This window comes from uncultured Campylobacter sp., assembly GCF_937959485.1.
GTDB lineage: Bacteria > Campylobacterota > Campylobacteria > Campylobacterales > Campylobacteraceae > Campylobacter_B.
The window spans coordinates 68,524-84,008 of sequence record NZ_CALGPY010000014.1; the positions used below are offsets into that span (position 1 = coordinate 68,524).

Consider the following 15,485-nt stretch of genomic DNA (forward strand, 5'->3'; position numbering starts at 1 on the left):
ACTTTTTGCTTTGCAAGTGGTATATATGCACTCAACAGAATGGCTAAAAATACCGCTTTTATGGGGGGGGGCACGTGGATAAGTTTCTTAGGCTATTTCCCGGCGTCCCATTATTTTTTCTGGTTTCGGGATTTTTAATTACCGATAGTTATTTAAATAGCAGGAATTTGAAAGAGTATTTTATAAAAAGAGTGCTTAGGATATATCCGGCTCTATTCGTAAATATTTTAGTACTTGAGCTAGCTATGTACGTGGGCAAAAATTTTAATGATATCTCGGTATTAAAATACGTAGAGTATTTCGTGCTGTATGTCGTTACCGCTGCTTCAGGTATAGCGGGCTTTATAATCGGTATAAAAAACGACGCTTTATATAATTATGACGGCTTTTTTAGCTCTTATCCGAGCGGTGTTTTATGGACGCTTAGCGTCGAATTATCGTTTTATATCGTCCTTCCATTTATTTTGTGTATTAGAAAAGCAATTGTAAGAAATTTATTACTAGTTTTCCTATTTTTTACATCAATGATAATTCCCGCAATCGCCGATGAAAATTTTTACTCCGCTTCAAATTTAAATAAGCTTCTCGAGCTGATATGCTTGCCGTTTTTGTGGATATTTATCATCGGCATGGTCATGAGGCTTTATTGGCTGGATATAAAAAAATATCTCGTAGGCTACGGCTTATATTATATTGCGCTCTATTTGATATTTTGTTTTGCGGCTATAGAGTTTGGAAGCGGGCTTGGAGCTTATAAGAGAGGCTTGGAAATTTCTACTGTATTTCAAATTTTCCTTTTGGCGCTAGTGATCTTTAGCATGGCTTTTTCCTACACAAATTTAAAGATAGCTAGAAGCACCGATCTCTCTTATAGTACATATCTTTATCATATGCTGATAGTTCAAATTCTAATTAGTCTGGGCTTTAGCGGCTCTTTATGGCTATATCTAATAGTGGTGGCCGTGACGCTCACGGTAGCTTGCGTTTCTTGGAATTTTATAGAAAAGCCGGCATTGAAATTAAAACAAATAAAGGTTGTAAAATGATACAAGCAATAGTTAAAAAAGGTAAGGTTTTAGCAGAGCAGATCCCTGCTCCAAGCGTTTCAAAGGGATGCGTTCTTATAAAAGTAGTAAATAGCTGCATATCGGCGGGCACCGAGATAAGCGGCGTATCAAATAGCGGCAAGAGCCTGATCAGAAGGGCCTTAGAGCAGCCGGAGAACGTAAAAAAAGTCATCAATATGATAAAATCAGACGGCATCGCAAACGCCTATGCTAAGGTAAAGGGCAAGCTTGATAGCGGAAGCCCGACCGGCTATTCGCTTAGCGGCGTCGTCATAGCAGTCGGAGAGGGCGTTTCAAATTTTGAGATCGGAGAGCGCGTCGCCGCAGCCGGTGCAGGGCTTGCAAACCACGCAGAATACGTAGATGTGCCTAAAAATTTAGTTATGAAAATGCCGCAGGATATGGACTTTGAGCGGGCTTGCACCGTGACGCTCGGCGGCATAGCGATGCAGGGCGTTAGGCGGATCGATCTAAGGCTGGGTGAGACCTGCGTAGTCGTGGGAGCTGGGATCTTAGGGCTTCTTGCGGTGCAGATGCTTAAAATTTCAGGCGTGAGGATTGCGGTTAGCGATTTTGACGATAGGCGCTTGCAGATAGCAAAGGAATATGGCGCCGAGCTTGTTATAAACCCGTCAAGAGACGATTTGCTGGATGTCGTTTCGTCTTGGAGCGGCGGATACGGCGCCGATGGAGTGCTATTTACCGCCGCTACGAACAGTAGTGAGCCGCTATCGCAAAGTTTTCAGATGTGCAAGAAAAAGGGCAGAGTGGTGCTTGTAGGCGTTGCCGGTATGCAGATAAATAGAGAGGATATGTATAAAAAGGAGCTTGATTTTCTCATCTCCACTTCTTATGGTCCTGGTCGCTACGACAAGAGCTACGAAGAGGGGGGGCTTGATTATCCGTTTAGCTACGTCAGATGGACTGAAAATCGAAATATGAGCGAGTATCTAAGGCTGGTAAATGAAAATTTGATAAAGCTGGATAAGCTCATAGACGCAAAATATCCTATCGAGCAGGTAACGGAGGCGTTTGAGTCGCTACAGACTTCGCAGAATAAGCCGCTTATGGTTTTGCTTGACTACGGGGAGGCAAATTTAACCGAGCTTGATAGCTATCTAAATCACGATAAAAAAATCATCATAAGCTCCGCGCCAGTAAACAGAGATGTGATAAACGTCGCATTCGTCGGCGTCGGCGGATTTGCCACCGGGATGCACCTGCCTAATATCTCAAAGCTTACGGATAAATATAAAATTTACGCGATCATGAACCGAAGCGGACATAAAGCAAAGGCGGTGGCGCAGCAATATGGAGCGAATTACGCTACTTCAAATTTAGACGATATTTTAAATGATAAAAATGTCGATCTTGTGATCATCTCCACAAGGCACGATAGCCATGCGGAGCTTACTTTAAAGGCGCTTGAAGCGGGCAAAAACGTATTTGTAGAAAAGCCGCTTGCGACAAACAAAGAGGAGCTTGAAAAGATAAAGAAATTTTACGCTGAGGGAGGCGACAAGCCCCTTTTATTCGTGGGATTTAATAGGCGATTTAGCGCCTACGCAGAAGAGATAAAAAAGCACACGGGCGCTAGGATAAATCCGATGATAATTAGATATAGAATGAACGCGGGCTACATACCGATGGATCACTGGGTGCATGAAAACGGCGGTAGGATGGTTGGCGAAGCGTGTCACATAATAGATCTGATGACGGCACTAACGGGAAGCGAGATACAGAGCGTATTTTCACAGGCGATCACGCCGAGTAATGAAAAATATAGCGCCGAGGATAACAAATCCATCGTCTTAAAATACAAAGACGGCTCGGTGGCGAATATCGAGTATTTCGCAAACGGCAGTAAGGAGCTAGGCAAGGAATTTATGGAGATCCACTTCGACGGCAAGAGCATCGTTTTGGACGATTATAAAAGCCTAAAAGGATATGGAGTGGGGCTGAAAGAAATTTCAACAAACGTAAGCCAAAAGGGGCAACTTGAAGAGCTTGAGGCGCTATTTGGGGCTCTAAAAGGAAGCAAAAAAGGCTGGCCGATAGAGCTTTGGGATATGGTGCAGACGACGGAGATTTCGTTTTTGATATGATTGGCAATATAAAAAAAATTATTAAATCAAATTATATTTTAGAGGCATTTGCAAGAAGGCTTTATGCCATTATATCATATAGGATTAGAAAGTTAAATAGAGAATTTTACGACTTCTACAACCTGCTCTTGAATAACGAAATAGAGAATATCAAGTATATGGAAAAATACCAGTTTGAATCATTAAAACATATTGTTGATATTGCATATTACAAAACAACATTCTATAAAGAAAAATATGATTCTGCGGGCTTTCATCCTTCTATGCTAAATGATATCTCTGATTTAAAGAAAATACCTATATTAACAAAAGATGAAATAAGAAATAATTCTAAAAAGATGGTGCGTAGCGATGTTTCTATATCGTATTTAAAAAAAGCATATACGAGTGGGACAACTGGAAAAACATTAGAGATATATGAGGATGATAAAACTAGACTACGGGAATTAGCATCTATCTTTTATCAATGGAAAAGAATTGGTTATGTTCCTGGCGATGGCAGGATTGAATTTAGAGGTTTCGTAGATGACAATAAAGATTTTATTTTTCTACCAGACGAAAGAGTTTTAAGAATTAATATTATAAAAATGGATATCCATAATATAAATACTATTATAAAACGTATCTTAAAAATAGGATATAATTTTGTTCATGGGTATCCATCGGCGATAGTTAAATTTGCAAGATTATTAAAAGAATCAGAAATACACTATCAGCCGAAAGGAATAATGCTAGCATCAGAGGTACTATATGATTGGCAAATGAGTATTATAGATGAAGTTTTTCATTGTCAGAAAATTTCGCATTATGGTCAGACTGAAAAAGTGGCGTTAGGCGCATGGAAGAATGATAGATTATATCATTTTATACCTACATATGGCATATTTGAAACAGACTGTGAAAATAAAATTATTGCAACAGGTTTTATAAATGAGGTTATGCCAATTATAAGATACCAAATGTCAGATGTGGCTGAAGGTATTTTGAGTGGTTCAAACGATGCTCTATATCCAGTTATTAAGGATATAATCGGCAGACAGGAGGATTATACTTATAATGAAAATGGGGATTTGATTCCGCCCGCGGTCGTTACATTTCCATTTAAGCATTTATTTTACATTAATGCTGCCAAAATTATTCAATATGAGTTAAAATTATTTGATTTAGTTCTTGAGGTAAAAGATCAAAATGTATTGTTAGATAAACTTTTCAAGGAAGAGGTAGACACGCTTGTCGCGGATCTAAAGAAAATATATGGGCAAAGCATAGATATAAATATAAAATATGTAGACCAAATTGATTTTACATCAAATGGTAAGTTTAGATGGATAGAAAATAGGATAAAAAATTATGAATAGCAAGATTTTGCATATAGGACCTATGCCGCCTCCACTTGGAGGAATATCCGTTTATTTATATAGATTATCAAGGTCTAACAATGATAGTTCTGTGGGCTTTGTTAACGAAAATAATCTTAATGGGATCGGTTTTATTAAATTAATTTTTCTAAACAGTGATAAAACTTTTATTTATCACTCTCCATCAATGATGAAAAGAATTGCATTGCTTTTTTCAAAAATATTTAGAGGAAATAAATATATTATAGTTTCTCATGGAGAAGGCTTGCAAAATAGCTATAAAAATAGTAATTTTATAATGAAATTCTTATTAAAAATCACCATTTTTAAATCAGAATATATACAAGTAGTAGGTTCTCATCTTGTAAAATTTTTACTTAATTTGGGGCTAGAGAATGATAAAATCATAGTAAAAAATGCTTTTTTACCGCCTGCATTATGCGATGAAGAAAGCGTATTAAAAACCTATCCGCAAGAAATTTTCGATTTTATATCAAAAAAAGATAAGTTATTGGTAGCAAATGCGTCTAGTTTGGTTTTTTATAAAAATACCGACCTATATGGACTTGATATATGTATAGAACTCATGGCTAAGCTAAAAAATGTCTATCCAAATTTAGGATTTATTTTTGCGCTAGCAAACGAAAAGGTTAATACGGAGTATATAAATAAAATGCGTCTGCGAATAAAAGAGTTAAATTTAGAGGAAAATTTTTATTTTCTGACGGGGCAAAAAGAGCTTTGGCCTATATTTAAAAAGGCTAGTCTAATGATAAGACCTACGAATACCGATGGCGATGCCCTTAGCATTAGAGAGGCTTTATATTTTAAATGTCCTGCGATAGCAAGCGATGTATGCAATAGACCGACAGGAACGATTTTGTTTAAGAATAGAAATTTGGATGATCTATATGATAAAACAAAAAGGGTTTTGGATGCAATGTAAATTTTATAAGGACTTGGTTATTGATTAATAGTTACTTATTTAAAATATTAATTTTATTATATTAAGGATGGATAAATATCATGATTGATAAAGCAAAATGGTTTCTAGATAAAATTTGTCCTATCATATTGGGGATAGATGATATTACAAATTCAATATGCCATTCGCGTTTCCTAAGAGAACAGTGCGATTGCGGCTATCTTGGGCTAAATAATAATGGCATATATGATTATTTTATGAATTATCTATTAAAAAAATACCCAGAAATTAGAGTTACATATTTTTTAGTTATGGGACCTAGCTCGGCATATCTTGATGGCGCCAAAACCGATACTATATATAAAAATGATGGCTTTTTAAGATTATTGCAAACCATTCTAGATAGATCTGATGAGATAGCATACCATGGACATAATCATGGATATTCCAATGCTACATTGATGGATAGAAAATGGTGTAGAGAATTTGAGCAGTATTCTCCAAACGAATATTTTAATATTATAAAAAATGATTTAGATCTTTTCAAAAAAACATTTGGCTACCAAATTTTAGGAGGGAGAACTCCGTGCTATAGTTTTAGAGAAGATTTGGTTGTAGGACTAATTGACTTAAAATTTCGTTGGTGGTCCTTTGACTTTAAGCCTTTTACCAATAATATTTCTTTGAAGTATGGCGATGATAAGATTATAGAAATGCCGTCAAATATAAGCGGCGATGCTTTTATATATGGAGGAAACGCAATAAAAAGTAAAATTAAACACTTGCTAAATATAGTAAAGATAGAAAAAATGATGAAAAGTAGATATGTGATTAGTATAGCGGAGCATTTTATGAATGCTAGACCAGATGGAAAGAGGCAAACACCAAATGTTTATGATGATATAAATTCTTTAGATTTTATTTTCGGATATCTAAGAAACAAAGATGTTTGGTATGCTACTTTTAGCGAATGTGCTAATTATTACGAGAGCTATAATAATACCTATATTTTAGATATGGGCGATGGAGCGTTCGAAATAAAATATAAAGGTGACTGGAAAATGTTTCTAACATTTATTTCGGAACATAGATATTTACAAAATATACAAACTAAAGAAATTTATGAAGGCTTTATGAAAGATGATAAGTGGCTTTTTAACAATTTAGTTGAAGGAATATATAGGGGGGCGTAAAATGTATTTTGATAGACATTTTTCTTTAATTACTGGATATAGATTTTTGTTAAAAGATGTTATAAAATATATAACGACAATAGATTCTTTTTTTAATTCTAAGTATAAAATTTTAGATATAGGTTGTGGGAAAAAACCATATAAGAAATTACTAAAAAATTCTGATTATGTGGGTCTTGATGTTTGCGAGTGTGAATATGCTACTCCGGATATAATAGGTAATTCCGAAAGTATTTCTTGCGATAATTCTAGTTTCGATGCAGTTATGACGGTTTTCGTTTTAGATGATTCTTTTTATATTAAAAAGACTTTTTGTGAAATTTCAAGAGTGCTTAAAGACGGCGGGTATTATTTTGCTTTTGAAGCGCAGAGCACAAGCATACATAATCCTCCTTTTGATTTTTTTAGGTTTGCTCCAAACGCCATGATTGAGCTAGCAAAAGAAGTGAATTTAGAACTTATAAGATATGATACATATGGCGGGGACTTTGCAAACGTAGGCTTTGGTTTTATATCAATTATACGAAATACACTAAGTAGCCTCAGGCTAGAACCCCTTTTGGGTCCTATATTTTACTTGCCGATAAACGTAATTTTTAGACTTTTAGATCTGATAGGTAGATTAAAGGTATTTAGAAATAAATATAAAAATAATTCCTTGGGGTATTTCTATATTTTTAAGAAAGTAGAGAATGCTTAAAAAGTTTATTAAGACGATATCTTTATATACTATTTTTTTGATGATTGAAAAAATTTTATCGGTACTATTTTTTTCATATATCGCTCATACATTAAGCATGAATGATATGGGTGCATATGGACTGTACATGACTATATATGTATTTTTATCTTTTTTACTATCGCTAGAATTTAAATCGGGATATGCAAGATATTACTACGAATATTATACAGAAGAATCCAAATATAAGCTATTTTGCGGTATCGTTAATGTTACATTTCTTTCTCATGTAATTATGGGCATATTGTTATTGTGTATTATAAATTCTTTTAATTTATTGAGTTGGAAAATTTTTATTGCTTTGGCTATTTTATCGTTTTCTGATAGCCTGATATATCTTATACAGTATCAAAAAAGGTTAGAAGAAAAGGATATGCAATATGGAATAATTATAATTGGTAAGATACTCTTAACAATTATATTTTATTTTATTATAAAAAATTACGATATGGGTGATAGTGCGATCAATGTAATATATGCTATGCTGTTTTCTAGCACAGTTGTTTCTCTGGTTAGTTATTTTAGCTTTTTTGTTAAAGGTTGGCTATTTAGCGTAAATTATCACATCACAAAGAATTCCTTTTTATTTTCCATAAAAATTGCGCCCGGTATTGTTGGGTCATATTTATCATCATTAAGCCCACAATTTATTATAGATAAAGTTTTTTTAAATAGAGAATTTAATGGAATTTTTTCGGTTTACCAAAAAATAGCATCAACTATTTATATTATGTTTGATCCGCTTTATATAGTTTTTTCTCAGAGAGTCCTTAAATTTTATAAGGAAAAGAATTTTATAGGAATCTATAAGATGATGCTTAATATAATTTTTAACGGATATGGATTTATGATGTGCATTTTTATTTTGGGCTCATATTATGTCGTATATATATTTGCGGGAGAGAAATATATAGAGTATCAACACTTCTTATTCATATTTTTATTCAGTGGGTATTGCGCATTGATTTCGAGAATTCTTGAATTAAATATCCAGATTTCTGGGAAAAGTCATTATTTTTCTTATTTAGAGATATTCGTAGGAGTGTTAAGCGTATCTTCTCTTTTGCTTTGTGCATATTATTTTGATTTTTACCTCTTTATATATTGTATAGCGGTTATTTCATTTTTTAGATTTGTTATTTATATGATAGTTTCCAAAAAAATATATCCAAAATTATTTTTAGGGTATTTTTATTATTTGTTATTTTTATTCTTTCCTAGTATAATTTATATCTTTAAAATATTTGACTTGCTATCGGAAGTTTTACTATTTCTATTAACTCTAATTTTTTATAGCTGGTTAGCTATCAGGGCAATTAAAGAATATAAAAGCTGTCCGCGCATAGGGGAAGCATAATGTTATATTATTTAAAGCGTCTCTATTCTACTCCGTTTCGCATAGTTTTAATAAAGTTATTTAATAAAATAACTGTTTTTTTAAATAACTTTATTAATCGCTGCATTGATTTTATAAATAAAAATACTCACATAAATTTTAACGTTCCAATCATCAAAACTAGCTATATAAGCACAAAAGAACTCGACCTGTCAAATATCGATCCGGATGTCGCAAAATATCTATCTAAAATGTACATCGAGCATAAATTTGATCTGCTCGGTAGCGGCTGGGTAAAAAATAGCTATGATAGCGCGGCGCTCGGGCTTGAGGGCTACAAATACGATATGAACGTTGCAGCTCCTACGAGCGCGCCCGAAGACTACGAGCCGATCGATTGGCAAAAGGATTTTAAAAGTGGCTTTCGGTGGAGCGAAAAAAAATGGTACAAAGATCAGCGCATAGCCCATAAGCTCGGCAGCGATATAAAGGTGCCGTGGGAGCTTGCGAGGTTGCAGCACCTGCCGCAACTTGCTATTTTTGCGATGGCGGATCCAAGCTTAAAAGAGCGAAATTTAAAAGAATTTAAAAACCAAATTTTAGATTTTATCCGCAACAATCCGCCTAGAATGGGCGTAAATTGGACCTGCACGATGGATGTGGGTATCAGGGTTGCCAACATGCTGGCGGCTTACGATATGTTTTGCCAGATGGACGAGGGCGGAATTTTAGATCAAAATTTCAAGCAGACCTTTTCAAATAGCGTCTACGAGCATGCGCTTCATATCGTAAATAATCTGGAATATTCGCCGCATCTTACGTCAAATCACTATCTAAGCGATATTGCGGGCCTGCTGTATGCGTGCGCATATTTGAACGGCGGCGGCGAGACAGACGCGTGGTTGGCGTTTGCCGTGCAAGAAGTAATTAGTGAAATGAGAAAGGAATTTTACGAAGACGGCGGAAATTTCGAGAGTTCTACGAGCTATCACCGCTTAAGCGGCGAGCTAATGGCGTATAGCGCGGCTCTGATGCTGGGTCTAAAAAGCGAAAAAATTTCATCTTTGCAAAATTACGACGCAAAGCTTTGGCGCAAAAAGCCGAAACTTTTGCCGCCGGAGGAGCAGGAATTTAAAATTTTAAACGGACAAATATCGTTGCCGCAGTGGTTCGCGGACAGGCTGTATAAAATCGGCAGGTTTACCGCCGACATCACAAAGCCAAACGGCGAAGTGCCGCAATTCGGCGATAACGATAGCGGTAGGTTTTTTAAATTTAGCCCAAACGGCGAGTTCTTGAGCAACAAACAAGCCGCACGAAAATATCTAAATTTAAGCGGCTTTGAGGGCGGTGACGAGCCGTTTTGGGACGAGAATATCTTAAACCACTTCACGCTAATTAGCTGCATGGGCGGAATTTTCGATGATGAGATATTTAAAAACGATATCTGCTTTGAGAGGAGCTTTATCCGCTCGCTTGCTGGGCGCACGCTGCAAGTAGGCGATAAAACATACAGACGCCCGATCGTTTCAGTTGCGAAATTTAGCGAACTGCCGCACCGAAAAAGCATAGAATTTAAAATTCCAAATTCGCAAGAGATCAAAAATATATTTTATCCGGACGGCGGATTTTTTATCTTCAAATCCGATAAATTTTACCTTGCCATCTGCGCTACGCCGCTTGGGCAAAGGGGTCACGGCGGACATACGCACAACGATAAGCTGGGCTACGAGCTGTGGATAGACGGGCTGGATATAGCAAGAGATCCCGGTACATATCTTTATACGCCGATCCCCGGCAGAAGAAATGAATTTAGAAGCGTCAAGGCTCACAACGTACCGATCGTCGGTGATCTGGAACAAAATAGTTGGGGCGAGGGAGCGATAGGACTATTTGGAATGTTTGCGGAATGCAGGTGCGAAGTGGCGGATTTTGGAGAAAATTTTATAAGCCTAGCTGCAGAATACAAGGGCGTAAAAATTCTTAGAAAATTTGAGATAAAAGAGGATAGATTGGAGATTATCGATATGGCAAATAGGGAATTTTATTATAGTAAATTTGAGTTGTATTCAAATGGATATGGGAAGTTGATGAAGATATGAATATTTTGTATATTTCCGATTCATATTTAAGTCTTTCGGTCTTTAAAAGTCAAGTCCACACAATTTGTAATTATCACTCGAAAAAACATAATGTTACGCTTCTAGCTTTATGCAATATCCATGATATTAAACAAGAAAAACCGAAAGACGCCCTTTATGAGCTAATTAAACTTTACCGTTATCCAAAAATGTTTATTCCGATAATTAATCGGCTTAGGGCATTTTCTTCAAAAAATATTTTAAATAAAATTTTAAATAGCGCAGATCTTATACACTGCAGAGGGCACGTCAGTTCGGCCTTTGCTATTAATTTATTAAAGATGCTTAAAATAGATAAGCCTATTATTGCAGATATCAGAGGCGTTATAGGCGAGGAGCTTTTAAATCGGGAAACGCTACTGTCTAAATTTTATTGTACTCGGACGAAAATTATAGAGAGGTATGTTTTTAAATATTGTGATTACCTATTTTTTGTATCCCATAATATGCAAAAATACTATATGGACAAATACGGCTTTAAACAGCATAGTGCAGTATTTCCTACGATTGTAGACGAGAAGTTATTCTACGTTTCTTCTGAAAAAAGAAATATTATAAGAAAGCAGCTTAAAATATCTGAGAGATTGTGCTATGTCTATGTCGGTGGGGTTGATTATTGGCAAAATCTAGATAAAATTTTATTAAAATTTGATAAGATAAACAAAGAAAATAAAACAAAATTTTTCTTTATAGTCCTTACCAATAATAAACAGTGGGTATTTGATTTTTCCCATAAAAACAATATCGAACTAGATAATTTTTACATTGATAGTCTCCCTTACGATAAGGTGCCTCTATATCTTAATGCCGCTGACTTTGGAGTCATTATAAGAAATGACGATCTTATAAATTTTGTCGCATCTCCAACGAAAATAAATGAATATTTGGCATGCGGACTTAAAATTATAAATGATTTGGACCAAATAGGCGTAAATCAAAAATTTTTAAATGTAGAGTATAGAGACATTGAAAGCATAATTAGCGAGCAGGATTCCATTTATTCTGCGCTTTTAATAGATAAAACTACTGAGATCAAAGAATGAAAATTTTATTTATCACGCTTAGAGCTGATCACGGCGGCGGCCCAAAACACGTCGATCTACTTATAAATAATTTATCTAGCGAGATAGAGATATATCTTGCTTGTCCGCAAGATAGGCCCTATTATGATCTGTGGAGCAAGTCAAAAAAGATTAAAGATATATTTACCCTGCCGCATAGAAAATTTAGTGCGAAAAAGCTCCTTGGACTGAATAAATTCATAAAAGATAACGATATAAAAATAATTCATTCCCACGGTAAGGGTGCTGGTATCTATTCGCGGATGCTTAAAATTTTAAATCCAGGGCTAAAAATAGTCCATACTTTACACGGCGTTCATATCGGAGAATACGGCTTTTTAAAAAAGAGCGCGTATATTTTTTTGGAGCGATTTTTAACGCTATTTACCGATAAATTTATAAATGTGTCAAATAGCGAAAATAGCGTTTGTTTAAAGCTTAAATTGTTTAAAAAAAGCAAGAGTGAGATCGTATATAACGGCATAAAAGCTCTTTTGAAAGACGATAACGCCAAGATAAAATTTGATCTGTCAGGAAAAAGGGTAGTTACGACCATTTCGAGATTTGACTACGCAAAAAATATGAGTTTGGCGTACGAGATAGCCAAAAAATTTAAAGACAAATCAAGTATCGTTTTTTTATGGCTCGGAGACGGCGACGATAGGGCAAAATTTGAATCTATGGCGCAAAAAGACGGCGTAAATATAATCTTTACGGGCTTTACCGACGAAGTGCCCGCGTATCTATCCGCTACGGACATCTACCTGTCTACATCCAGGTGGGAGGGGCTGCCTTATGCGCTCATAGAGGCGCAGTCGCTCAGTATCCCTATAGTGGCGACAAACGTTGTGGGAAATAACGAGGTTGTAGAAAACGGCAAAAGCGGATTTTTGTTTGAGGACGCACAGCAGGCGTGTCGGGATATAGAAATTTTATTAAACGATGAGAAAATATACGGTAAAATGCGAGGCGAAGCATTGCTAAATTTTAAAGATAAATTTAATATCGGCGCTATGATTCGTAAAGTGGAAAAAATTTACGAGCAGATATTTGAAAATAGATCAACTAGGGAGCCGCAATGAAAAAAGCCCTTATCCACGACTGGTTTAGTACCTATGCGGGCGCGGAGAAATGCGTCGAGAGTTTTACTAATATCTGGGATGATTTTGAAATTTACAGCCTCATCGACTTTTTAAAGGGTGCCGACCGAGATAAAATTTTAAAAGGCAAGCACGCTCACACGAGCTTTATCCAGAAGCTGCCCTTTGCAAAGGACAAATACCGCAACTACCTGCCGCTATTTCCGCTTGCGATTGAGCAGTTTGATCTAAGTGGCTACGACGTCGTGCTGTCTAGCTCGCACGCCGTCGCAAAGGGTGTGCTGACGCACTCAAATCAGCTTCACATTGCCTATGTACACACGCCGATCCGCTACGCGTGGGATCTCTATCATCAGTACTTGCGCGAAAGCGGGCTAGATCGCGGTTTAAAGGGCATGCTGGCGAAGTATTTTTTACATAAAATTAGGCTTTGGGATGCGAGCACCGCAAACCGCGTGGATCACTACATCGCAAACAGCCGCTACATCGCGCGCCGTATAAAAAAAACCTACGGCAAGCCTAGCGACGTCATCTATCCGCCCGTGGACGTGGATAAATTTAAGCTGCGCGAAGCTAAAGAGGAGTTTTACCTCACCGCCTCGCGCATGGTGCCGTATAAAAAGATCGATCTTATCGTAGAGGCATTTTCGCAGACTGATAAAAAGCTGCTCGTTATCGGCGATGGTCCCGATATGGCAAAAATAAAATCAAAAGCGGGCAAAAATGTCGAACTTTTGGGCTTCGCAGATGATGAAACGATGGCGGATCTTATGGGGCGGGCTAAGGCATTTGTTTTTGCCGCAGAGGAGGACTTCGGCATTACGCCGGTGGAGGCGCAGGCATGCGGTACGCCGGTGATCTGCTTTGGGCGCGGCGGCGCTCGCGAGACGGTGCGCGATGGCGAGAGCGGGCTGTATTTTATGGAGCAAAACGCAAAGGAGCTGCTCGCCGCCGTAGCTAAATTTGAGCAAAATTATGATAAATTTGAGCCTACAAAAATCAGAGAAAATTCTTTAAAATTTTCGCGCGCGCGCTTTGAAGCCGAGATCAAAAGCTACGTCGAGAAAAAATATGAGGAATTTAAGGACGGCCTAAATGACTAATATAATCCTAAGCGGCGGCAGCGGCACGAGGTTGTGGCCCATCAGTCGCACGCTTATGCCAAAGCAGTTCGTGCGCCTCTTTGACGATCGCTCGCTTTTTATGATGAGCTACGAGCGAAACTCCCCGCTATGTGAGCGCACGCTCGTCGTCTCGAACGAGCAGCAGTATTTTTTGGCGCTCGATCAGCTTGAGGCCCTAGGCGCGCGCGGCGTAAAATTTCTTCTCGAGCCCGTCGGTAGAAACACAGCTCCTGCGATCGCGCTTGCGTGTTTGAGCTTAAAGGTCGAGGAGATCGTTTTTGTAACGCCGAGCGATCATCTAATTAGAGATGAGGCGGCGTATAAAAACAGCGTCTTGCGCGCACGCGAGCTTGCAAAGCAGGGATTTTTGGTGACGTTTGGTATCAAGCCAGCGGATGCAAATACGGGCTACGGCTATATCGAAGCTAGCGGCGAGGACGTGTTGAAATTTCACGAAAAGCCTGAGCTTGCGGCAGCGCAAAGCTACATAGCGGCGGGGAATTTTTACTGGAACAGCGGCATGTTTATGTTTAAAGCTGGCGTATTTTTAAACGAGCTAAAAGCGCGTAGCCCCGAAATTTACGAAGCCTGCGTTCGTGCACACGAAAATTCTAACGCGGAAAATCCGATTAGAATTAAACTAGGCGATATGCAAGAGATCCCCGCAGATAGCATCGACTACGCGGTTATGGAGCGCACGAGCCTTGCTAAGGTCGTGCCCGCAGACATCGGCTGGAGCGATCTGGGAAGCTTCGATAGCTTGGACGCCGAGCTGCCTAAAGACGCGAACGGCAACACTGCAAGCGAGCAAAATATTACTCTAAATTCTAAAAACAATCTCATCATCGGCTCAGGCCGCACGATAGCCGCCGTAGACGTCGAGGATCTCGCTATCGTCGATACTAAAGACGCTCTGCTCGTATGCAAAAAAGGCTCTACCCAAAAGGTAAAGCAGGTGGTGGAGCGGCTCGGAGATAGCGATCTAGCGCGCGTGCATGTAACGACGCACCGCCCGTGGGGCAGCTACACGGTGCTCGAAGATGAGCGCGGCTACAAGATCAAGCGCATCGTCGTTAAGCCCGGCAAGCGGCTATCGCTGCAAAAGCACTACCATCGCAACGAGCACTGGATCGTCGTTAGCGGCACTGCGACCGTGACTGTGGGCGAGCGAAATTTCTTGCTGCGCGAGAATGAATCGACGTTCATTAGGATGGGCGAGGTTCATCGTCTCGCAAACGAGGGCAAGATCCCCGTCGTGCTAATCGAAGCTCAAGTTGGCAGCTATACCGGCGAGGACGATATCGTGCGCCTGCAAGATGATTTTAATAGGAGCTAG

General features: G+C 38.1%; 12 protein-coding genes. All 12 read left to right on the plus strand.

What is annotated here, in order from left to right:
- The first annotated feature begins 74 nt into the window (after positions 1-74).
- The 12 genes from Q0380_RS09115 (at position 75) to Q0380_RS09170 (ending at position 15,485) form a co-directional block, all read left to right on the plus strand.
- Positions 75-1,046 (plus strand): acyltransferase, encoded by a 972-nt coding sequence (locus Q0380_RS09115; RefSeq protein ID WP_298962932.1) that lies wholly within the window; start codon positions 75-77, stop codon positions 1,044-1,046.
- Entirely contained in the window at positions 1,043-3,172 is a 2,130-nt protein-coding gene (locus Q0380_RS09120; RefSeq protein WP_298962934.1) for a bi-domain-containing oxidoreductase, read from the plus strand. Before Q0380_RS09115 ends, Q0380_RS09120 begins: the two co-directional genes overlap by 4 nt.
- The gene (locus Q0380_RS09125; RefSeq protein ID WP_298962936.1) at positions 3,169-4,530 is read left to right on the plus strand and encodes a hypothetical protein; all 1,362 of its coding nucleotides are present in this window, start codon (positions 3,169-3,171) and stop codon (positions 4,528-4,530) included. The genes Q0380_RS09120 and Q0380_RS09125 overlap by 4 nt, the downstream gene beginning before the upstream one ends.
- Positions 4,523-5,476, plus strand: coding sequence for a glycosyltransferase (locus Q0380_RS09130; RefSeq protein WP_298962939.1), 954 nt, complete (start codon positions 4,523-4,525; stop codon positions 5,474-5,476). Before Q0380_RS09125 ends, Q0380_RS09130 begins: the two co-directional genes overlap by 8 nt.
- Before the next feature lie 80 nt (positions 5,477-5,556).
- A complete protein-coding gene (locus Q0380_RS09135) occupies positions 5,557-6,648 on the plus strand; it encodes a hypothetical protein (protein WP_298962941.1) in 1,092 nt (363 codons plus the stop codon).
- A 1-nt stretch (position 6,649) separates the two neighbouring features.
- Positions 6,650-7,348 carry a class I SAM-dependent methyltransferase gene (locus Q0380_RS09140; RefSeq protein WP_298962943.1) on the plus strand — a complete coding sequence of 233 codons (699 nt, stop codon included), beginning with the start codon at positions 6,650-6,652 and terminating at the stop codon, positions 7,346-7,348.
- Positions 7,349-7,475: 127 nt separating this feature from the next.
- Positions 7,476-8,744, plus strand: coding sequence for a hypothetical protein (locus Q0380_RS09145; RefSeq protein WP_298962945.1), 1,269 nt, complete (start codon positions 7,476-7,478; stop codon positions 8,742-8,744).
- Positions 8,744-10,825: an alginate lyase family protein gene (locus Q0380_RS09150; protein WP_298962947.1), complete on the plus strand. Its 2,082-nt coding sequence runs from the start codon at positions 8,744-8,746 to the stop codon at positions 10,823-10,825. Before Q0380_RS09145 ends, Q0380_RS09150 begins: the two co-directional genes overlap by 1 nt.
- A complete protein-coding gene (locus Q0380_RS09155; RefSeq protein ID WP_298962949.1) occupies positions 10,822-11,907 on the plus strand; it encodes a glycosyltransferase in 1,086 nt (361 codons plus the stop codon). Before Q0380_RS09150 ends, Q0380_RS09155 begins: the two co-directional genes overlap by 4 nt.
- Entirely contained in the window at positions 11,904-13,007 is a 1,104-nt protein-coding gene (locus tag Q0380_RS09160) for a glycosyltransferase (RefSeq protein ID WP_298962951.1), read from the plus strand. Before Q0380_RS09155 ends, Q0380_RS09160 begins: the two co-directional genes overlap by 4 nt.
- Positions 13,004-14,128: a glycosyltransferase family 4 protein gene (locus tag Q0380_RS09165; protein WP_298962953.1), complete on the plus strand. Its 1,125-nt coding sequence runs from the start codon at positions 13,004-13,006 to the stop codon at positions 14,126-14,128. Before Q0380_RS09160 ends, Q0380_RS09165 begins: the two co-directional genes overlap by 4 nt.
- On the plus strand, positions 14,121-15,485 hold the full coding sequence (locus tag Q0380_RS09170) for a mannose-1-phosphate guanylyltransferase/mannose-6-phosphate isomerase (protein WP_298962955.1): 1,365 nt from the start codon (positions 14,121-14,123) through the stop codon (positions 15,483-15,485). Before Q0380_RS09165 ends, Q0380_RS09170 begins: the two co-directional genes overlap by 8 nt.

Excerpts from the sequence above, each read along its gene's own strand:
- Q0380_RS09120 (WP_298962934.1), top strand. The coding sequence starts at position 1,043 with ATGATACAAGCAATAGTTAAAAAAGGTAAGGTTTTAGCAGAGCAGATC.
- Q0380_RS09125 (WP_298962936.1), top strand. The coding sequence starts at position 3,169 with ATGATTGGCAATATAAAAAAAATTATTAAATCAAATTATATTTTAGAG.
- Q0380_RS09130 (WP_298962939.1), top strand. The coding sequence starts at position 4,523 with ATGAATAGCAAGATTTTGCATATAGGACCTATGCCGCCTCCACTTGGA.
- Q0380_RS09135 (WP_298962941.1), top strand. The coding sequence starts at position 5,557 with ATGATTGATAAAGCAAAATGGTTTCTAGATAAAATTTGTCCTATCATA.
- Q0380_RS09140 (WP_298962943.1), top strand. The coding sequence starts at position 6,650 with ATGTATTTTGATAGACATTTTTCTTTAATTACTGGATATAGATTTTTG.
- Q0380_RS09145 (WP_298962945.1), top strand. The coding sequence starts at position 7,476 with ATGACTATATATGTATTTTTATCTTTTTTACTATCGCTAGAATTTAAA.
- Q0380_RS09150 (WP_298962947.1), top strand. The coding sequence starts at position 8,744 with ATGTTATATTATTTAAAGCGTCTCTATTCTACTCCGTTTCGCATAGTT.
- Q0380_RS09155 (WP_298962949.1), top strand. The coding sequence starts at position 10,822 with ATGAATATTTTGTATATTTCCGATTCATATTTAAGTCTTTCGGTCTTT.
- Q0380_RS09160 (WP_298962951.1), top strand. The coding sequence starts at position 11,904 with ATGAAAATTTTATTTATCACGCTTAGAGCTGATCACGGCGGCGGCCCA.
- Q0380_RS09165 (WP_298962953.1), top strand. The coding sequence starts at position 13,004 with ATGAAAAAAGCCCTTATCCACGACTGGTTTAGTACCTATGCGGGCGCG.
- Q0380_RS09170 (WP_298962955.1), top strand. The coding sequence starts at position 14,121 with ATGACTAATATAATCCTAAGCGGCGGCAGCGGCACGAGGTTGTGGCCC.